The following is a 19519-nucleotide window of genomic DNA, read 5'->3' on the forward strand; positions in this document are numbered from 1 at the left end:
ACCGCGACAGCCGGGACCGCTACGGCCGGCACCGCGACGCCCGGCGGGACCGCGACAGCCGGGACCGCGACGGACGGCACCGCGACGCCCGGCGGGACCGCTACGGCCGGGACCGCGACGGACGGCAGGGCGCCCGGCGGCACCCCGATGGACGGCACCGCGACGCCCGGCACCGCGACGGACGGCATACGCGCCACCGCCCACGGCACCGCCCCCGCCCCCCTCTCCGTCCTCGACCTCGTCACGGTCGGCTCCGGGCGCACCGCCACCGACGCCCTGCGCACCAGCGTCGCCCTCGCCCGGCTCACCGAGTCCCGCGGCTTCCACCGCTACTGGGTCGCCGAGCACCACTCGATGCCCGGCGTCGCCTCCTCCTCGCCCGCGGTGATCCTCGCCCACCTCGCCGCCCACACCGACCGCATCCGGCTCGGTTCGGGCGGCGTCATGCTGCCCAACCACGCGCCCCTCGTCATCGCCGAGCAGTTCGGCACCCTGGAGGCCCTCGCGCCGGGCCGGATCGACCTCGGCCTCGGCCGCGCCCCGGGCACCGACGGCGCCACCGCCGCCGCCCTGCGCCGGACGGCCACGCTGCACGAGGGCGCCGACGACTTCCCCGAGCAGCTCGCCGAGCTGATCCGGTTCCTGGACGACGACTTCCCCGACGGGCACCGCTACCGCCGTGTCCACGCCGTACCCGGGCCGGTCCAGGCGACCGCGCCCGGGGGCGTCCAGTCCCGGCACCGCCCGCCGGTCTGGCTGCTCGGCTCCTCCGGTTTCAGCGCCCGGCTGGCCGGACTCCTCGGCCTGCCCTTCGCCTTCGCGCACCACTTCTCCGCGCAGAACACCGTCCCGGCCCTCGACCTCTACCGGGAGTCCTTCCGCCCGTCCGCGGTGCTCTCCGAGCCGTACGCCGTGATCGGCGTCTCCGTCCTGGCCGCCGACGACGCACGCGAGGCGCGCCGCCAGGTCCTCGCCACGGGCCTCAACATGGTCCGGCTGCGCACCGGCCGCCCCGGTCTCTTCCCCTCCCCCGAGGAGGCGGAGGCGCACACGTTCAGCGAGCTGGAGCGGGAGTTCGTCGACTCCTGGTCGGCGAACATCGTCCACGGCACCGCCGACGAGGTCCGCACCGGCCTCGACGACCTGCACAAGCGCACCGGCGCCGACGAGCTGATGCTCACCAGCCACGCCCACCGCGGCGAACTGCGGCTGCGGTCGTACGAGCTGGTCGCGGACGCGTACGGACTGCCGGCGGTCGGCTGAGAGCCGGTCGCCCGGGGGCACCCTACGGGTTCTGCGGTGCCCCCACGGGTGCGGCCCGGTCCGGGCCCGCCGCCCGCAGCTCGGAGATGCGGTCCGGCGACACCGCCCGCGAGTACAGCCAGCCCTGGCCGGTGTCGCAGCCGATGCTGCGCAGCCGGTTGGCCTGCGCGGCGGTCTCCACGCACTCGGCGGTGACGGTGAGGCCGAGGCGGTGGGCGAGGTCGATCATCGCCTCGACGACGACCTCGTCGGCCGGGTTGGGCGCCGCGCCGGTGCCCTCGTACTGGAAGCCGCGGACGAACGACCCGTCCAGCTTGAGGACCGAGACCGGCAGCCGGCTCAGATAGGCGAGGTTGGAGTAGCCGGTGCCGAAGTCGTCGATGGCGATGTGCACGCCCATGTCGCTGAGGGCCTGGAGGGCCTGGAGCGGGCGGCCCGCCGAACCCATGACGGCCGACTCGGTGAGTTCCAGCTGGAGCAGGTGCGGCGGCAGCCCGGTCTCGGCGAGGATCTCCGCCACGTCCGCCACCAGGTCGGAGTCCCACACCTGACGGACCGCCACGTTGACGCTCACGAACAGCGGCGGCTCCTCCGGCCGGTCCAGCTGCCAGGCGCGGGCCTGACGGCATGCGGTGGCCAGAATCCATCGGCCGAGCGGGACGATCGAGCCGTCCTCCTCGGCCAGCGCGACGAACCGATTCGGCGGCAGCGAACCGAACCGCGGGTGGTCCCAGCGCACCAGCGCCTCCACCCCGCGCAGCCGTCCGTCCGACATACCGACCAGCGGCTGGTACTCCAGCCGGAACTCCCCGCGCTCGATGGCGGGCCGCAGGGTGGAGGCGAGGGCCTGGCTGGTCATCAGATGCGCGTTGCGCTCCGGGTCGAACAGCGTCCAGCGGTCCTTGCCGTCCACCTTCGCCCAGTACAGCGTGGTGTCGGCGGCCTGCATCAGCGCGGTCGCGGTGGTCCCGGCGGCGTGCCGTTCGACGACCCCGATGGACGCGGAGACGTTCATCCGCTGTCCGGCGAGGTCGAAGGGCGCCTGGAGCGCCTTCAGCACGGACTCCGCGAGATCCGCGAGCTGTTCGGTGCCGGTCGAGTCCTCCACCAGCAGTGCGAACTCGTCCCCGCCCAGCCGGGCCACCAGCGGCTCGCTCGGCCGGTTCTGCCCGGCCTCCTTCGCGCACTCCGTCAGCCGGTCGGCCACGGTCGCCAGCAGCCGGTCGCCGACGCGGTGGCCGAGGGTGTCGTTGACCGCCTTGAAGCCGTCCAGGTCGAGGTAGCACAGGCCGATCCGGCCGGTTCCGCTCTGCTCGTACGACTCCGCCTCCAGGGCCGCCGACACCCGCTCGAAGAACAGGGTGCGGTTGGGCAGCCGGGTCACCGGGTCGTGCATCTGCAGGTGCCGCAGCCTCGCCTGGAGGTCACGGCGGTCGCTCACGTCGGCGACCGACAGCAGCACCCCGGGCGGCCCGCCCCCGTCCAGGGGGGCGACGGTGACCTGGGCCCACAGCGTGCGCCCGTCGGGGTGTTTCAGCCGCCGGGTGCAGCGCAGTTTCGCCTGGCGGCCGCGGAGCACCTCGCGGTAGGCGTGCCAGGTGCGGGCGTCGGAGGCGAGGTCGAGCAGGTCGGCGGCGACCCGCCCGACCAGGTTCGCCCCGTCGCCGCCGAGCAGCTCGCCCAGCGCCTGGTTGGCGTCCACGACCTGACCGTCACGATCGACGAGGGCCATGGCCAGAGGCGCTGCCGCGAACACGGAACGGTAGGCCGGGGGGTCGGCTCCGTCCAGGCTCTCCGCACAAGTAGCGGCATGACTGTCACGCTCCGTGACGGCGGACCGGTCGAGGTCTGCCGCGGGCGTCGACCCTTCGGACGTTCCGCTCACCGCTCGCTCCCGCAGTGCACTCGATCGCTGTCCTGGCAGGAAAGTGTGCCGATCATAGATGCTGCCCCCGGAGTTGCGCAGCCACTGCCCAGTGTCCCGGAACACCCCACCGTTCTGACAGATCGTTTCTGCCCGCAGGTGGACCGCTTCTGCGGGTGCTCGATCGCTTGTGACGGACCGTGAGAATTCCGGGGGTGTCGGGATTGATGCCCGCTTTCTTCCTCCTCACTCTTCTGGGGCAGACAAACAGGGCATAGCGTGACAAAGTCGAACAGGCTGGGGGCGGTGTCCCGCGAACCGCCCCCGGAGGTCCGAAGTGCCGCGACTGTTCCCGCGCCCCCGACTGCGCAGCACTGCGGCCCTGTGCACCACCCTCTCGGCGATCGCCGCGATCTCGCTGGCCACCGGCCCCTCCATCGCCGAGCCCTTCTCCGCCGCCCCCTGCGTCCTCAAGCGCACCGACGCCCACCACTCCGAGGGGCTCGACACCTGGAACACCGCCTACCCCCGCCCCACCCGCGCCCTCGACGCGGTGATGGTCTTCCTGTCCTTCCCGGACCGCGCCCCCGCCACCACCCCCGCCGAACTCGCCGCCGACCACTTCCCGGCCACCAGCCGCTTCTTCCAGCAGGCGTCCTACGGCCGGTTCACCCTGCGCGCCCACCCGCTCGAACGCTGGATCCGGATGCCGAAGCCGTCCACCGCGTACGCCATACAGCGCGACTGGAACGCCGAGCGCCGCGCCGCCTATCTGCACGACGCGCTCGCCGCCGCCGACCCCTCGGTCGATTTCTCCCGGTACGACCTGGTCTACTTCGTCGCCGACCCGGACGCGCCCGGCGTGGACTCCGACGCCACGAAGGTCGTCAACCTGGACGAGCCCCTGCACGCCGACGGCACCGACATCCGCCGGGTCGTCACGGTCTTCGAGCAGCACCCCCCGGACCGGCTGGTACTGGCCCACGAGACCGGGCACGTGTTCGACCTGCCCGACCTCTACCACCGGCCGGTCGACGGCAAGGGCGACTGGGACACCTACGTCGGCGACTGGGACCTGATGGGCAGCCAGTTCGGACTCGCCCCCGACCTCTTCGGCTGGCACAAGTGGAAGCTGGGCTGGCTGGCGCCGCGCCAGGTGGTGTGTGTACGGAAGGCGGGGCCGACCCGGCTCACCCTCGAACCGCTCGGCGCCGGCCCCGGGGTCCCCGTCACCGGCACCTCCGGCGCACCCGCCTTCGGCCTCGGCGACGGCGCCAAACTGGCCGTCGTGCGCACCGGCCCCGACTCCGTCCTCGCCTTCGAGGCCCGCGGGCCCATCGGCAACGACCGCGCCGCCTGCCGCTCCGGCATCCTCGTCTACCGGATCAGCGGCGACGCCCAGTCCGGCCGCGGCCCGGTCGAGGTGATCGACGCCCACCCGCGCACCGACGCCTGCTGGGAATCCTCCGTCTACCCACCCCTCGCCGACGCCCCGGTCGCCCTCGGCGAGAACTTCACGGTGCCGGGCACGGGCGTACAGGTACAGGCGGAGAACCGAACCCCCACAGGGGCCTGGAACGTGAAGATCACGCTGCCGCGCGTCTGAGTACATCCAGACGCCGGGCGGCTGGTCCGACGCGGAAGGGGGTGTGGGTGGCGGAGCCCCCACCGCGCGCGGCCCGGCCGCGCAGAAAAAGACGAGGGCGAGGCTGGTTCGCGCTTTCCGCGAACAAGCCTCGCCCTCGACGTCGTGCGCCGCCAGGGACTCGAACCCCGGACCCGCTGATTAAGAGTCAGCTGCTCTAACCAACTGAGCTAGCGGCGCCTGCTGACGTCGTAGACCTTAGCATCCTGGTCCGCCGGGGGAAAAATCGATATCCGCACCGCCGCACGGGCCGCCCGCACGGCCGCCCAGAGCAGCACCTCGGGCCCCGGCAGCCACGGGTGCCGGCAGTCCGGGGCGACCACCCAGCGGGTGGGCCCGTGCTCCCGCTCCGGGGTGAGCGCGGGCACGGTCACCGCGTCCCCGGTGCCGTGGCACAGCAGCGGCGGCACGGAGTGCGTACGGCCGTCCGGCCGGCCGCGCGTGCCCCACTCCTCCCACTCCAGCAGCGACGGCAGCCGCTGGGCCGTGCCCGGCGCGGCGAACAGCAGCGTCCGCCCCCGCAGCACCGCCACCGGCCCGGAACCCGGCCCCTCGCGCCACAGCCGGTCCAGCATCAGCCGCCCGAACACCGCCGGCGCGCTCACGATGTCGAACACCGAGCCACAGGGCAGCACGACCGGGGCGTGCGGCCGCTCCTCCCACAGGGCGAGGGTGCTGCGCGGATACGTTCCGGCGGAGGCCAGCCAGACGGCGCCGTCCGCGGTGACACATGCGCTGCTCATGCCCACCTGTCTACCCGCTGTGAGGGGACGGATCCCGAGAGTTGCGGAAAGCCGGGACAGGGGGTCGGGAAGCGGAGTATCTTGCCCGCCTGCCCGTCTGGCATATGCCGTTCGGGTGGTGCCGGTCCCGCGGGGACTACAGCGGGTCCACCGGCCCGCGGCCCTCGGCGTCGCCTCGCAGCAGGTCCCGGCCGAACTCGACCATCTTCTTCGCGTAGTCCTCGGTCCACTCGGCCCGCCGGGCGATGTCCGCGGGCGTCAGCCGGTCGAAGCGGCGCGGGTCGGCGAGCTGGGCCGCCGCGACGGCCTGGAACTCCAGCGCCCGGTCGGCGGCCGCCTGGAACGCCACCGTCAGCTCCGTCGCGCGTGCCAGCAGCGCGCCCGGGTCGTCGATCGACTCCAGGTCGAAGAAGTGCTCCGGATCACCGGCCGCCTCCGCCGGCTCGAAGAGCAGGGGCGCGGGGCGTAGCCGCGGTTCGTGCCGACGCGGCGTGGGCTCCGCCATGTCTTGTCCTCCTCGTACGTCGTACGTCGTGCGGGCGCGCGGGCGCGCGTTCCTGTGCGGACCACCTTCCATTGTCCCCCGGCGGCGCAAGAGCCCCCGGGTCCCGCACTCTCAAGGAATCCGCACCCCGGGATGTTCCCCCGCCCCGACCCGTTCCAGGCCTGCGGCCGTACCCCCGCCCTCCGCGGAGCCGGGGCACGTACGTTCGCCGGTCCCACGGGCCGGGGTCCCGCCCGCCTACCAGTGATCCCATGTGGACATCATTGCCTCCCAGCCGTCCGGGCTGTTTCCCGTGGCCGCCTCCGGCGGCGGGCCGGACTCCGTCCGGCGGGTGGGGCGGCGTGGCGCTGATCGTCTGCCCGGGCAGGTGCCGGAGAGGCGGTCAGGGACGCCAGACCACCCGGTGCTCCCCGAGGCAGGCCAGCACCGCGTGATTCGCCTCCCAGCCGTCCGGGAACTTCACGAGCGTGCCCAGCTGGACCGGTTCCGTGGACGGGTAGTCGTCCAGGAGGTCGCTCACACCCGCGCGGCAGACCACGATGCACGCGTGACGGTGGCGGGAGGCGAGGACGCAGAGGCGGCCGGTCTCCAGGTGGAAGGCGGTGGCGTCGGGGCGGCCGGAGAGCGGGTGGAGGATCACCGTGACGTCGAACTCCATGCCCTGGAGCCGGTTCGCGGTGTCCACCGTGACGTCCGCCACGCCCAGCTCGGCCAGCGCCGCCCGGACCGCCGCCGCCTGGTCCCGGTGCGCGGTGCCGACGGCGATCCGGCCCGCGGTCACGGGCGTCGGGTGCGGGGAGCGCTCCGAGACGGCCGAGCCGCCCCGGTCCAGCAGACGCCGTACGACCGTCGCCACCGCCCTGACCGCCTCGGGGTCGGTGCGGGGCGTGTGCCGTGCGGGCAGCTCCAGCAGGCCCCAGCCGGACTCCGCCGCCTCGTCGATCACCCGGTCGGGACCCGAGCCGTCGGAGGGCACGCCGAAGGAGAGCCGCCGGTCGCCGTGCCCGGTGCCGCTGCGGAAGGGTGTGTACGGGTAGAACGCGTCGGAGACCAGGGGCGCCGCGGAGGCCGGGAGGCGCCAGGAGACCGGCAGACGGTGCTGGGGCAGGTCCGGGTTGTGCGCCAGCAGGGTGGTCACGGCGGAGCCCGAAGGGTCGTACGACAGGCCCGCCCACTGCTCGCTGCCCACGATCGCGAACGGGTCCAGCTGCCCCGGGTCGCCCACGAACAGCGCCCGCTCGAACAGCCCGGCCACGGCCAGCAGCCCGTCCGAGCGCATCTGGTACGCCTCGTCCACGATCGCGTGCCGCCACGGCTCGTCGACCTTCACATGCGCCCACTTGGCGGCGGTGGAGATCACCACCGGCAGGCCTGCCAGCTCCGCGGCCTTCGCCGACTTCTGCACGTTCTCCAGGCGGTCCAGCGCCTTGTCGTACGGGTCGGCGTCGCTGCTGTGCAGCCGCCCGACCGGCAGTTCGGGGCTCTTCTCGGCGAGCCGCAGCACCAGATCGTCGACCTGCGCGTTGGTCTGCGCCACCACCATCAACGGGCGCCCCGCGTCCGCGAGTTCCAGCGCCGCCCGGACGACGAGTGTGGACTTCCCCGCGCCGGGCGGGGAGTCCACGACCACCCCGCGCGTGGTGCCGTGCAGCGTGTCGTGGAGGATCGCGTCGGTCGCGCGGGTCGCGGCCGTACCGGGGTCGAAGGCGGCCTCGGTGGTCACAGGACGTCCTCCCGGGTGACGGAGTCGGGGGCTTCGGGCACCGGCTCGCCGGGCGGTCCGCCGTGCGTCCACGGCGTCTCCTCCGGGTCCGGCAGCCTGGCGCCGCCCCGCTGCTCGTGTTCGAAGAGGGTGAAGCAGATCAGGTCGCCCTTCTCCGGCACCGATCCCTGCTCCGGCTCCTTGCCGCGGCCCATCCGGTCGACGATCCGCAGCACCAGCAACCCGTCCTCCGGCCGCTCCACGCACTCCGCCGCCTGCGGCTTCCCGCCCAGCGACCGGTACGCCTTCGCCCGCTCCCCGAGATGCGGGCGGTCATCGGTCCGTACGGTGACCAGCGGGCGGGGACTGGGCCGTCTGCCCTCGCTGTACGCCATGGTGACGTCCACGACCTCGCCCTCGAACGCCTCCCCGGCCAGCCGCCGCCCGGCCATCACCAGCGGGTCGTCCAGGGCTTCCTGCGCCTCCAGCCGGGCCTGTTCCCGCTCGCGCGTGGCCAGCTTGTTCGCCGCGGTCACCGCGTCGTCGCGGCGCGGCTGCGGGGGCTCGCCCGCGGCGACCCGGTCGCGGTGGCCGGTGAACGACCAGCGGTCGCGGGTCCACCGCTCCTCGACGTGCGCGCCCTCGGGCAGCTCCCGCAGCAGGTCGAGCCCCCGCCACACCGCCTGCCAGGTGGGCAGGGTCCGGCTCAGCACCAGCTCGCGGATCTCCCCCTCGGCGGCGGCGAGCGCGCCCAGCCGGTCGTCGGCCTCCAGCCCGTCCTCGGCCGCGGCGAACGCCGTCCGCGCGCGGTCGTAGCGCTCGATGGCCGGGGCCAGCAGCTTGTTGTCGAAGGCGGGGTCGGTGGCCGGACCGGCGGGCGGGCACAGCAGCTGCCCCGCGGCGTCCCGGCCCCGCTCCGCCCGCTCGGCCGCCTCGGCGCCCGTGACGCCCGCGTGAGGGTCCCCCCGGTCGGGCGAGGCCGAGGCCGGGGGAGGGTCGATCCAGGCGAGCAGCGCGCCCAGGTGCTGGTCCTCCAGGCTGGACTGGCCGGTCGCCCAGTGCCGGCCGAGGACCTCGGTGAGGGCGAGCAGCAGCGCGGAGCCGGGCACCCGGGCGCGCTCCCCGAAGTGCGTCAGCCACCGGCCGAGCAGCGGCACGCGCGGGGGCGCCGGATGCGGCGATTCCGGGTCCTGCTCCGCCGTACGCCGGAAACGCATCGAGCGGCCGAGGAGGCGGACGTACTCGACGCCGGCGCGGCTCGGGACGATCAGCTGGGGCGCGTCGGCGCACAGCTCGACCTCGACCTTGACGCGTTTGCCCGTCTCCGGGTCGGTCTCGCTCCGCTCGGCGGCCTCCACGGTGTCGGCGTAGGAGTCGAGGTACGGCAGGACGGCGTCGGCGAGTTCGGCGAGGAACGCGAATCGCAGGTCGCGGTCGCGGGGCTGCGGTACGACGAGCAGCCGGGGCGCGTCCCGGTCGGTGCCGACGAGCGCGCCGAGCGGGGCGCCGGCCTCACCCGCGGTGGTCAGCGGCACGAACACCAGCGGCCGGTCGGACAGATGGCGGTGCCGGACGGTGGCCATGGGCTGGGCGCGGCCGGTGGTGACGGCCTCGAGGCGGGCGAGGGCGGCGATCAGCGACATGTCGCCCCCCGGCCGGCGAGCGCCTCGGCGCGCAGCCGCGCGGCCCGGCGCAGGGCGGCCACGGCCGGGTCGTCCGGGTCCCCGGACGCGCCGCGGGCCGCGGCGAGGACGTCCTCGACGGTGCTCAGGCCGCCCAGTTCGGCGCGGAGCGAGCGGCCCAGGGTGGTGACCGCGCCGGCCGCGCGGGAGCGGGCACGGCAGTGGAACGCCAGCTCGCAGGCGGCCAGGCACTCGGGCGCGTAGGCCGCCGGGACCGCTTCGACGGCCGCCGTGAGCTGCTCGGCGGGCAGCTCGGGGGAGAAGCAGGTGCCGTCGGGGAGGGTGTCGGCGATGTCCTGGATGCGGGTGAGGCGGGCGAGCTGGCGGCTGGTGACCGCGCGCTGCTTGCGGATGTCCACGGCGGACGCGGTGGGCAGGTTGGAGAAGTCCTTGGGGCAGACGAGCAGGACCCGGTGGCGGACCCGGGGTGCCGGGTCGAGGCGGGCGGCGACCTCCTCCAGGGCCAGCACGTAGACGGCGGCCTGGCGGGCGGCGGCGCCCACCTTCGCCGGGTCGGCCGAACCGTCCAGCATCGGGAAGGACTTGATCTCCACGACCGTCCAGCCGCCGTCCGGGTGCACCACCACCGCGTCGGGCTCCAGGAAGGCGGTGGAGCCGGCGACGTCGAGGGCCAGCATCGGGTGGTCGAGGAACGTCCAGGTGCCGAGGGCCTGTTCGGTGGCCTCGCGCAGCGCCAGCGCGGTCCGCGCGGTGCGGCCCTCGGGGCCGGAGGCGGTGAGGTCGGGGGTGCTCCTGGTGGTGGGCGGTTCGGCGCCCGGGTCCAGTCGTTCGTGTACGAGCCGCAGCAGTTCCGCGCCGCCGTCCGCCTTCACCTTCGCCTCGAAGGCGTTGCCGCGGGTGAGGGCGAACTGGGACTGGCCGAAGGCCGACGGGGAGCCCAGGGCCCCGGCCAGCGCCGCCTTGTCCACCCCGGCGCCGTCGAGGATCGCGCGCCGCTTGCAGCCGGGGTTGGCGGCGAGGGCCGCGAGGGCACGCGCGTCCAGCGCCTTGGCCGGTACGTCGGGGCCGCGCAGCTCAGCGAGCCGCTGCCGGAGCGCCGTCCCCCGCGTCCGAGGGGGAGGCACCCGGTCCGGTTCCCGCCCCGAACCGTGACTCGCGCTGCCGTGGAATTCGTTCACCCGTCGAAGTCTGGCATCCGCCACTGACATTCGGGGCGCTGGTGTCCGGGGTGGCCGTCGGCGTGGTGTCCGCGGTGGCCGCCGGGGAGGGCGTGGCCGGGGCGGCCGCGGAGGCCGCCGCCGGGGCCGGGATCCGGGCCGCGGGTGACGGGACCCCGGCGGCGGCCGCGGTCCGCAGCCGGTCCGCGGTCCGCGTCACGAGCGGTGTCAGCAGCAGTCCGACGCCCATCACGGCCGCGCCGGCGACCGCGTCGAGGAAGTAGTGGTTGGCGGTGCCCATGACCACGATCGTCGTCAGCAGCGGGTAGAGCACGGCGGCCGTGCGCGCCGTGCGGGTGCGGCCGTGACGCCACAGCATGACACCGCACCACAGGGACCAGCCGACGTGCAGGCTCGGCATCGCCGCGTACTGGTTGGTCATCCCGCCGAGTCCGCGCGGCGCGCTGGCCTCGCCGCCCCACCAGCCCCACGAGCTGTACTGGGCCATGGTGTCCACGAAGCCGTGCTCCGCCGACAGCAGGCGGGGCGGGCAGGTGGGCAGCAGGGTGAAGCCGATCAGACCTATGAAGGTGGACGTCATCAGCCAGGTGCGGGCGGCCCGGTAGCGCAGGCTGCGGGAGCGGAACAGCCAGACCAGGATCGCCGGGGTCACCAGGTAGTGCAGCGACGCGTACCAGAAGTCGGCCGGGACGCCGAGCCAGGCCTCGCTGGTGAACAGCCGGTTCAGCGGGTGCTCGGCGTTGAGGTGGAGGTACTTCTCGATGCGCAGGATCGCCAGGCCGTGGTCGACGGCGGTCGTCACGTCCCCGCGCGCGAGCAGCCGGCCCGCCGAGTAGCAGGCGTACACCAGCAGGATCAGCGGCAGCTCCGTCCACCAGCGCAGCCGGATCCGGGGGGCCGCCTCGGTGCCTGGTGTCTCGGTCTGCGGCATCCGATCGCCTCCCCCTTCGTGTCGCTGATGCGTCGCTGCTGTGTCGCTGCGCCCGTGGTCGCGGGACGTGTCACTTTACGGCGTATGCGCGCGCCCCCCGCGGGGCGCCCCCGGCCCTCAAAGACGCCGGGATCGCCCGCCGGGTTGCCCCGTTTCAGGGTGAGCGATGATGGAGGGGTCCCGCCTCCGCTTTCTCCCCTGAGACGTCCCAGGGATTCCCCGGAAAGGTCCCTCATGGCACCGCGCATCCTGCTGGCCCGGCACGGACAGACCGAGTGGTCGCTGTCCGGCAAGCACACCGGCAGGACCGACGTACCGCTGCTGGAGGAGGGCCGCCGGGGCGCCAAGCTGCTCGGCGAACGGCTGCACCGGACGCCGTTCGACGGGCTGCGGGACGTCGAGATACGCACCAGTCCGCTGGCCCGCGCGCGGGAGACCTGCGACCTCGCGGGCTTCGGCGAGCGGGCGACGCGCTGGGACACCCTCATGGAGTGGGACTACGGCGCCTACGAGGGCATGACCCCGGCCGACATCCAGCAGGTCCGGCCCGGCTGGCTGATCTGGCGTGACGGTGTCCCGGAGGGGGAGTCGCTCGCCGAGGTCACCGCGCGCGCGGACGACGTCGTCGCCTGGGCGCGGTCGGCGGACCGGGACGTCCTGGTCTTCGCCCACGGTCACATCCTCCGCTCCATCGGCGCCCGGTGGCTGGGCCTCCCCCTGGACTTCGCCGCCCGCATCCGGCTGAACCCGACCTCGCTGTCGGTCCTGGGCTGGGCGTACGGCGAACCGGCGATCGAGAGCTGGAACGACCTCGGTCACCTCACGCCGTAGCGCCCGGCCTCGGGCCGGCCGACCGCGGTGTCGACGCGTGCCGGTCCAGGAACTCCTGCACCCCGTCGGCCCGCCGGTGCGGCAGCAGCACCCGCGCCGTGCCGGCCAGCATCCCCTGGATCCGCGAGGACTGGACCTGGCCCAGCAGATCCAGCACCCGCAGGCCCGCCACCGCCGCCTCGCCGGGCCGCCCGCCGCGGGCCAGATCGTCGGCCAGCTCGGCCGTGTACAGCGCGATGTTGCGGGTGAAGTGCGGGTCCTGGAGGTCCGCCGCGCGCCCCGCGTGCCGGGCCGCCCGGGTCCAGTCGCCGAGCGCGGACCAGCACTGCGCCTCCAGGCCGGCCAGCTCGGCCTCGCCGTAGAACGTCATCCACTCGGGGTCGGCGTCCGAGGGGCCCCGCTCGTAGAGGGCGTGGGCCCGGGCGAGGGACTGTTCGCAGCCGGCCCGGTCGGCGAGCCCGGCCCAGCCGCCCGCCTCGCGCAGCGCGAGCAGGGACATCAGCCGGGGGGACCCGAGGGGGCGTGCGACGCGCTGGGCGGCCTGCGCGGCCCGTACGGCCTCGCGGGGGCGCCCGGCGTCGCGCGCGAGGAACGCGGTGTTGCAGAAGGCGTGCGCCTCCAGCGCGTGGTCGCCGCTCATCCGGGCGGTGGCGAGGGCCTCCGCGTAGTGCGAGCGGGCGTCGTCGAAGCGGCCCGAGTCGTGTGCCAGCCAGCCCACGGAGATGGCGAGTTCCCCGGCGCCCGAGTGCAGCCGGTCGGCGGTCGTCTGCCGGGTGGTGCCGGCGTCGAGCAGTGCGTAGGCGGCGCGCAGGGGGGCGGCCGCGCGACGGTAGAGGCCGTCGGCGCCGTGCCGGTCGTCCAGCAGACGGATTCTGCGGACCGCGTCCTCGAGGACACCCGCCTCGCTCGACCCGACGCGGCGCACCCGGCGCCCGGCGGCCGGCGCGGCCGGGTCCCCGCCGTTCGGGCGGGGCCGTGAGGACGGGACGGCGAGGGCCAGGGGGCCCAGCGAGACGGAGGCCACGGTGGCGCCCCCGCCGGTCATGAATGCGCGACGCAGCACGTCGCTCTCCTCGTGGTTGTGGTGCGTGTCGTACGGGGTTTGCGTGTCATACGGCTCACGCGCCCCGCATGTCTCACCCGCCTCCCGCGTCTCACCCGCCTCCCGCGTCTCACTGGTGGTGAGCGCCGGGCTGGTGGGGTGCACGGGGGGCGCGTCCCCGGCGGCGCGCGCTCCTCGTCCGCGGACGGACGCCCGGGGCGCGAACCCCAGGTCGGTGAGCGTCCGGCCGGGGAACATGTGCAGGAAGACCCGCTCGTACGCGTAGTTGGGGCAGCGGATCTCCCCCGCCTCGACCCGCCCGACATAGCGTGCGTCGCAGCTGACCCGCTCGCCGATCTCGCGTGCCGCCCGCCGTACCAGTGCGGCGAACTCGGCCGGCGAGCGTTGTCCGCGCAGGTGCCGGAAGGCGAGGTTGGGCCGTGGTGGCCGGTCGGGCCGGGGTGGGGTCACCGTTGACGACGCCATGGCCGGGTCCTCTCATGCGAACCGTCGAACCATGCCGGAACCGGGGTGACGCAGCCGATGCCCGGCGGTGATCACCTGATGTCCAGCGAGCAAGAACGTACCTGCTGTGATGGGGCGGCCACGCGGTGTTTGGCCACAAACCGGATTTCTCCCCCACGATCTGCCATGAACTGCCATCCTTTGCGGCGGACTTCCGCCGTAGCCGTTGACGCGGTCGTGCGTTGAACGCTGTGGACTGCAGGAGCGGGCTGTGTGGTGGAGGCCGGGATGGAGACCAGCCGGAGCAACGATCCTTGTGCGCCGTCGTCGGCGTTCGGGCCCGCGGGCCCGGCGTGCGACCTGGTGACGGTGCCGACCCGGCAGGGACTGGAGGCGGTCGACATCCTGCGCCGGGGCGCGGCCGAGGCGGTGGGGCCCGTGCTGCACGACGACGGCGGCGACACCCTCGGCTTCCTGGTGCCCCGCGGCACCGCCGCCGCCTGGGACCTGCCGGGAAGCGTCTGCACGGCGACCGAGGGGCGCGGCCTCAGACGCGACCCCGAGCCGCCGGTGGAGGGCTCCGACTGGCTGCTGCCGCCCGGCGAGGCGGACCTCGCGACCGATCCCGCGGTGCTGCGCCGGGCCCTCGGCGAGGCGGCCCGGACCATCGAGGCGGCGGACAACTGCCGGTGAGGTGACCGCCGCGCCGGCGCGAGCCGACCGTGCCGCCTGCGAAGATGCCCTCATGGGGAAGTCCAGGAACACCCGGCGCGAGCGCGGCGCCGACCCGGCGGCCGTCGTCGAGGCCGTCGACGGGGGGCTCGCGGAGCTGCTGCCCGACCGGGACCGGGCGCGGGCCTGGACCCTGCTCATCGACGGGGCGCCGCAGTCGCACGTGGACCTCGACGACCCGGCGTACCTCTCCTTCGAGTACCAGCGCCGCTTCGGCCATGTCGTCGACCTCGCCGCGCCGCCCGGCCGCCCGGTCCACGTCGTGCACCTCGGCGGCGGCGCGTTCACCCTCGCCCGGTACGTGGCCGCGACCCGCCCCCGCTCCACCCAGCAGGTCGTCGAGCGCGACGCCGCCCTGGTCGCCCTGGTGCGCCGGGAGCTTCCGCTGGATCCGGGGGCCCGCATCAGGGTCAGGTCCGTGGACGCGCGGGACGGGCTCGGCAAGGTGCCGGACGGCTGGGCCGACCTCGTGGTCGCCGACGTCTTCAGCGGCGCCCGCACCCCCGCCCACCTCACCTCGACCGAGTTCCTCGACGAGGTGCGCAGGGCGCTGAAGCCGGGTGGTCGCTACGCCGCCAACATCGCCGACGGCCCGCCACTGGCCCATCTGCGCGGCCAGATCGCCACCGCCGCCGCCCGCTTCGCCGAGCTGGCCCTCGTCGCCGACCCCACGGTGCTCCGGGGGAAACGGTTCGGCAATGCCGTGCTCCTGGCCGCTGACCTCCCCCTGCCGATCGCCGAGCTGACCCGCCGCGCGGCCTCCGACCCGCATCCGGCCCGCGTCGAGCACGGCCGCCCGCTGCTCGACTTCACCGGCGGCGCGACCCCGGTGACGGACGCCGCGGCGGTCGCCTCCCCGGCCCCGCCGCCCTCGGTATTCCGCTAGACGATGGTGGTTTTTGTTGGTTCGTGCCGCAGAAGGCTGTCGCTCAGGACGTCTGGCGCTCAGAACATCTGGCGCTCGGGACGTCTGGCGCTCAGAACGTCTGTACGTCGACCCGTGGCGGCCCGTCGTGCCAGGTGCAGAAGACCGACACCCGGTCCGCGCCCGAGGCGAAGTCCACCCGGATCCAGGACTCCGTCTTCCACACCTGCACCGACCAGCCGGCGGCCGGGGTGGCGGACACGAGGGTCGCGTAGGTCCCGGTGAGGTCGAGGACGACCCGGCCGCCGTCGGTGTCGTAGCTCTTGACCGTCCCGGCGGGGCTTGTCTTCGCGGCCGCCGGGGTGCCGGCCGGGCTGCCGCTCCGGGTCGGGGACGCCGAAGGGCGCGCCGCGGAAGGGGTGGGCGAGGCGGACGTGCCGGTAGGGGAAGAGGGGCGGGGGCTCGGCTGCCGGGGGGTGGAGGTCACCTCGCCCACCGTCAGCGGCAGGGCGCGCGGGGGGTCGTAGGCCGTGCCCGCCATCACGGTGTGGACGCCCCACCACGACAGGGTGACCGCGGCGCCCGTGGCGAGCGTCCAGGCCAGTAGGTGTACGAGTCCGCTCCGCATAGCGGGCCATCTTGCCGCACCCTTCGCACGGGTGTCGCACGGACGGGACACCGGTTGTCCACAGAAGCGGAGTTGTCCACAGGCCCCGGCCGGGTTCGAGGGCATGGCGTACGGTGCGGCGCATGGCACGTGTGCTCGTGGTCGAGGACGACCAGTTCGTCCGCTCGGCGCTCATCCGGCATCTGACCGACGCCTCGCACCTGGTGCGCAGCGTCGGCACCGCGCTGGAGGCGCTGCGCGAGGTCGCGCATGTCCGCTTCGACGTGGTGATCCTGGACCTCGGACTGCCCGACCTGGACGGCTCCGAGGCCCTGAAGATGCTGCGCGGCGTCACAGACGTCCCGGTCATCATCGCCACCGCACGCGACGACGAGACGGAGATCGTCCGGCTGCTGAACGCGGGCGCGGACGACTACCTGACCAAGCCGTTCTCGGTGGAGCACCTGTCGGCGCGGATGGCGGCGGTCCTGCGCCGGGCCCGCTCCGGAGCCGGTGCGCCCCCGCCCTCCGGAGTCCTGCGCGTGGGCGGTCTGAGCGTCGATCCGCTGCGGCGCCAGGCCGAGTTGGACGGGGCACGCCTCGACCTCACCCGCCGTGAGTTCGACCTGCTGGCCTTCCTGGCCGGCCGGCCGGGTGTCGTCGTCCCGCGCAGGGAACTGCTCGCCGAGGTGTGGCAGCAGTCCTACGGCGACGACCAGACGATCGACGTCCATCTGTCCTGGCTGCGGCGGAAGTTGGGGGAGACGGCGGCCAGCCCGCGCTATCTGCACACGCTGCGCGGTGTCGGCGTGAAGCTCGAACCGCCGGAGGACGCGGGGGCCGTGGGATGAGGTGGGCACTGGTCAGGGTCTGTCTGGCGGTCACCACGATGGTCGTGGTCGCCTTCGCCGTCCCCCTCGGTCTCGTCGTCAGGGAGATGGCCCGCGACCGCGCCTTCTCCAACGCCGAGCGGGAGGCCGCGGTGGTGGTCCCGGCCCTGTCCATCACCACGGACCGGGAGGAGTTGGAGCGCGTCGTCGCCTCGGCCGGCTCGGACGACGGGATGGCCGTGCACCTGCCGGCCGGTGACGGCCGGGCCGCCGTGGACCTCGGCCGGCGGCGGGCCGCCGAGGCGGACGTCGTCGCCGTACGGAAGCTGGGCCGCGCCTCGACGGCGGATGTGCCGGGCGGCTCCGTGCTGCTCCAGCCGGTCGCGCTGGGCCTGGGCACGGTGGTGGTCGAGGTGTACGTCCCGGAGTCCGAGGTCACCAACGGCGTCGGCACGGCGTGGGCGGTGCTGGCCGGGGTCGGGACCGCGCTGGTCCTGGGCTCGGTCGCGGTCGCCGACCGGCTGGGTGTGCGCATGGTGCGGCCGGCCCGGCGGCTGGTGGAGGGGGCGCACGAACTGGGGGAGGGGAAGCTCGGGGCCCGGGTCCCGGAGGAGGGGCCGGACGAACTGCGCCGGGCGGCCGTGGCGTTCAACTCGATGGCCGACCAGGTGGTGCAGCTCCTGGCGAACGAACGCGAGTTGGCGGCCGACCTGTCCCACCGGTTGCGCACCCCGCTGACGGTGCTCCGGCTGAACGCGGCCTCCCTCGGCGACTCCCCGGCCGCCGAGCAGACCCGCACGGCGGTGGCCCAGCTGGAGCGCGAGGTCGACACGATCATCCGTACGGCCCGGGAGACCAAGCCGCAGACGACGGCGCCCGGTGCGGGGGCGGGGTGCGACGCGGCGGAGGTGGTCCGGGAGCGGATGGCGTTCTGGTCGGCGCTCGCCGAGGACGAGGGCCGCAAGGTCCGCACCGCCGGGGTCGACCGCCCGGTCCGCATACCCGTGGCCCGCGCCGACCTGGCCGCGGCCCTGGACGCCCTCCTCGGCAACGTCTTCCGGCACACCCCGGAGGGCACCGCCTTCGCGGTCGACGTCCACAACAGCGAGGACGCGGTGATCGTCCTGGTCTCGGACGCGGGCCCCGGCATACCCGACCCGGAGGCGGCGATGGCCCGCGGCCGTGGTTCCGGTGCCACCGGCTCCACCGGGCTGGGCCTGGACATCGTCCGCCGCCTCGCCGAGTCCACCGGCGGCGACGTCCGCATCGGCCGCTCGGTCCTCGGCGGCACGGAGATCCGCATCTGGCTCCAACTGGACGGCCGGGAACCCCTCCGCCGGGGCCACCGGGGAACGGTACGCAGACGACGCCGGGCGACGACCGTGTGACCCGGGCGGGGCCGCCGGGCCCCGCGCCGCTGGGCCGCGAGTCGCCGGGCCCTGCGCCGCCGAGCCCCGCCGGGCCGCCGAGCCCTGCGCCGCTGGGCCGCGAGTCGCCGGGCCCCGGGCCGCCGAGCCCCGCCGGGCCGCGAGCCGCCGAGCCCCGGGCCCCGGGCCTCGCGCCCCCCGGGCCGCGAGACGCCGAGCCCTGCGCCCCCGAGGCTTGCCGGGCCGCCGGGCCGCCGGGCCGCCGGGCCGCCGGGCCCCGCGCCCCCGGCCGCGAGACGCCGGGCCGCCGAGCCCCGCGCCCCCGGCCGCGAGACGCCGGGCCGCCGAGCCCCGCGCCCCCGGCCGCGAGACGCCGGGCCGCCGAGCCCCGCGCCCCCGGCCGCGAGACGCCGGGCCCCGGGCCGGGAGCCGCCGGGCCCCGCGCCCCCGGCCACCGAGCCCCGCGCCCCCGGGCCGCGAGTCGCCGAACCCCAGGACGACGACCGGGAACCGGGCCCGACCAGTGGCGTGAAGGACTTCAAAAGCCGGCCTTCCTGACCCGACGGCGGCGGCTGTACGCCGAAGTGGGGCGGGGTGACGGATCTCGCGGGCGACGCGGTGGCGGCCCGGATCGGGGCGCTCCGGGCGAAGGGCGGGGACGTCCGGGTCTCCTTCGGCGGGCGAGCGGCTCCTCGGGGGACGCCCCGGCGGCGGCGTACGGGAAGGTCGTGGACGCCTACCGGCTCACCCAGGTCGACTTCGACGTGGAGGGCGGGGCGCCGCCGAACGCGGCGGCGAACACCCGGCGCGCCCGGGCGGTCGCGAAGCTCCGGCGGCAGCACCCCGGACCGGACGTCTCCTCACCTCCCGGTGACGCCGGAGGGGCTCACCCGGGACGGCGTGACTTTGCTCTCGGACGCCAAGGCAAATGGTGTGAAAGTCGACACTGTGAATGTCATGGCGATGGGCTACGGTCCGGCGTACGGCGGTGACATGGGCACCTGCGCCGAACAGGCGGCCACCGCTGTCCAGGCACAGGTCAAGAGCGGGTTCGGCCTCGGCGACGGCGCGGCCGGAAGGCGGTGGCGGCCACTTCCGTGATCGGGGTGAACGACGTCGCCACGGAGGTCTTCACGGTCGAGGGCGCCACCCGGCTCGTCGCCTTCGCGAAGTCGAAGGGGCTGGCGTGGCTGTCGATGCGGTCGGCGGCGCGGGACTCCTCAAGGGCCTTCGCCGCCCTCGGGTGGCCGGAAATGATCATGGAATGGCCGAGAAGGTGATCAAGGTGTGTCGATTACGTTTCGAC

Annotated in this window: 18 protein-coding genes and 1 tRNA gene; 9 read left to right on the forward strand and 10 right to left on the reverse strand. The window is 74.9% G+C overall.

Going from position 1 to position 19519, the window contains the following annotated elements; translation table 11 throughout:
- The first annotated feature begins 147 nt into the window (after nt 1-147).
- Nucleotides 148-1263: an LLM class flavin-dependent oxidoreductase gene (locus AQJ58_RS00950; RefSeq protein ID WP_067245585.1), complete on the forward strand. Its 1116-nt coding sequence runs from the start codon at nt 148-150 to the stop codon at nt 1261-1263.
- Between the two features lie 22 nt (nt 1264-1285).
- On the opposite strand, the gene AQJ58_RS00955 is transcribed toward AQJ58_RS00950, so the two are convergent.
- The gene (locus tag AQJ58_RS00955; RefSeq protein ID WP_067243869.1) at nt 1286-3148 is read right to left on the reverse strand and encodes a putative bifunctional diguanylate cyclase/phosphodiesterase; all 1863 of its coding nucleotides are present in this window, start codon (nt 3146-3148) and stop codon (nt 1286-1288) included.
- A 316-nt stretch (nt 3149-3464) separates the two neighbouring features.
- Between AQJ58_RS00955 and AQJ58_RS00960 the strand changes: the two genes are divergently transcribed.
- The gene (locus AQJ58_RS00960) at nt 3465-4733 is read left to right on the forward strand and encodes a M6 family metalloprotease domain-containing protein (protein WP_067243871.1); all 1269 of its coding nucleotides are present in this window, start codon (nt 3465-3467) and stop codon (nt 4731-4733) included.
- A 145-nt stretch (nt 4734-4878) separates the two neighbouring features.
- Here AQJ58_RS00960 and AQJ58_RS00965 read toward each other — a convergent pair.
- The 7 genes from AQJ58_RS00965 to AQJ58_RS00995 all read right to left on the reverse strand — a co-directional run bounded on the left by AQJ58_RS00965 (nt 4879) and on the right by AQJ58_RS00995 (nt 11474).
- Nucleotides 4879-4952: transfer RNA gene (locus AQJ58_RS00965), tRNA-Lys, on the reverse strand.
- On the reverse strand, nt 4943-5515 hold the full coding sequence (locus tag AQJ58_RS00970; protein WP_067243873.1) for a bifunctional DNA primase/polymerase: 573 nt from the start codon (nt 5513-5515) through the stop codon (nt 4943-4945). The genes AQJ58_RS00965 and AQJ58_RS00970 overlap by 10 nt, the downstream gene beginning before the upstream one ends.
- A 136-nt stretch (nt 5516-5651) precedes the next feature.
- Complete coding sequence (locus AQJ58_RS00975) at nt 5652-6020, reverse strand: hypothetical protein (RefSeq protein WP_067243875.1); 369 nt, start codon at nt 6018-6020, stop codon at nt 5652-5654.
- A gap of 382 nt (nt 6021-6402) precedes the next feature.
- Nucleotides 6403-7743: an AAA domain-containing protein gene (locus tag AQJ58_RS00980; RefSeq protein WP_067243877.1), complete on the reverse strand. Its 1341-nt coding sequence runs from the start codon at nt 7741-7743 to the stop codon at nt 6403-6405.
- Nucleotides 7740-9365, reverse strand: a complete 1626-nt coding sequence (locus AQJ58_RS00985) for a hypothetical protein (protein ID WP_067243878.1) — start codon at nt 9363-9365, stop codon at nt 7740-7742. Before AQJ58_RS00985 ends, AQJ58_RS00980 begins: the two co-directional genes overlap by 4 nt.
- Nucleotides 9356-10489, reverse strand: coding sequence for a hypothetical protein (locus AQJ58_RS00990; RefSeq protein WP_067243883.1), 1134 nt, complete (start codon nt 10487-10489; stop codon nt 9356-9358). Before AQJ58_RS00990 ends, AQJ58_RS00985 begins: the two co-directional genes overlap by 10 nt.
- The gene (locus AQJ58_RS00995; RefSeq protein WP_067243885.1) at nt 10440-11474 is read right to left on the reverse strand and encodes a phosphatase PAP2 family protein; all 1035 of its coding nucleotides are present in this window, start codon (nt 11472-11474) and stop codon (nt 10440-10442) included. Before AQJ58_RS00995 ends, AQJ58_RS00990 begins: the two co-directional genes overlap by 50 nt.
- A gap of 234 nt (nt 11475-11708) precedes the next feature.
- Between AQJ58_RS00995 and AQJ58_RS01000 the strand changes: the two genes are divergently transcribed.
- Complete coding sequence (locus AQJ58_RS01000) at nt 11709-12305, forward strand: histidine phosphatase family protein (RefSeq protein ID WP_067243887.1); 597 nt, start codon at nt 11709-11711, stop codon at nt 12303-12305.
- On the opposite strand, the gene AQJ58_RS01005 is transcribed toward AQJ58_RS01000, so the two are convergent.
- Nucleotides 12295-13833 carry an NsdA family TPR-like regulatory protein gene (locus AQJ58_RS01005; RefSeq protein ID WP_067243891.1) on the reverse strand — a complete coding sequence of 513 codons (1539 nt, stop codon included), beginning with the start codon at nt 13831-13833 and terminating at the stop codon, nt 12295-12297. The genes AQJ58_RS01000 and AQJ58_RS01005 overlap by 11 nt on opposite strands.
- A 267-nt stretch (nt 13834-14100) precedes the next feature.
- Between AQJ58_RS01005 and AQJ58_RS01010 the strand changes: the two genes are divergently transcribed.
- Both AQJ58_RS01010 and AQJ58_RS01015 read left to right on the forward strand, forming a co-directional pair.
- Nucleotides 14101-14505 carry a hypothetical protein gene (locus AQJ58_RS01010; protein ID WP_067245588.1) on the forward strand — a complete coding sequence of 135 codons (405 nt, stop codon included), beginning with the start codon at nt 14101-14103 and terminating at the stop codon, nt 14503-14505.
- Nucleotides 14506-14557: 52 nt separating this feature from the next.
- Complete coding sequence (locus AQJ58_RS01015; RefSeq protein ID WP_067245590.1) at nt 14558-15430, forward strand: spermidine synthase; 873 nt, start codon at nt 14558-14560, stop codon at nt 15428-15430.
- A gap of 91 nt (nt 15431-15521) precedes the next feature.
- On the opposite strand, the gene AQJ58_RS01020 is transcribed toward AQJ58_RS01015, so the two are convergent.
- Nucleotides 15522-16037, reverse strand: coding sequence for a hypothetical protein (locus tag AQJ58_RS01020; protein WP_067243893.1), 516 nt, complete (start codon nt 16035-16037; stop codon nt 15522-15524).
- Between the two features lie 122 nt (nt 16038-16159).
- Between AQJ58_RS01020 and AQJ58_RS01025 the strand changes: the two genes are divergently transcribed.
- From AQJ58_RS01025 to AQJ58_RS45800, 4 genes are all read left to right on the forward strand, one after another.
- Nucleotides 16160-16867 carry a response regulator transcription factor gene (locus AQJ58_RS01025; RefSeq protein WP_067243896.1) on the forward strand — a complete coding sequence of 236 codons (708 nt, stop codon included), beginning with the start codon at nt 16160-16162 and terminating at the stop codon, nt 16865-16867.
- Nucleotides 16864-18234 carry a HAMP domain-containing sensor histidine kinase gene (locus tag AQJ58_RS01030; protein ID WP_067243900.1) on the forward strand — a complete coding sequence of 457 codons (1371 nt, stop codon included), beginning with the start codon at nt 16864-16866 and terminating at the stop codon, nt 18232-18234. Before AQJ58_RS01025 ends, AQJ58_RS01030 begins: the two co-directional genes overlap by 4 nt.
- Before the next feature lie 936 nt (nt 18235-19170).
- A complete protein-coding gene (locus AQJ58_RS45795) occupies nt 19171-19314 on the forward strand; it encodes a hypothetical protein (protein ID WP_420712125.1) in 144 nt (47 codons plus the stop codon).
- A 5-nt stretch (nt 19315-19319) separates the two neighbouring features.
- Entirely contained in the window at nt 19320-19493 is a 174-nt protein-coding gene (locus AQJ58_RS45800; protein WP_420712126.1) for a hypothetical protein, read from the forward strand.
- Nucleotides 19494-19519: the final 26 nt, after the last annotated feature.

This window comes from Streptomyces sp. DSM 15324, assembly GCF_001514285.1.
GTDB lineage: Bacteria > Actinomycetota > Actinomycetes > Streptomycetales > Streptomycetaceae > Streptomyces.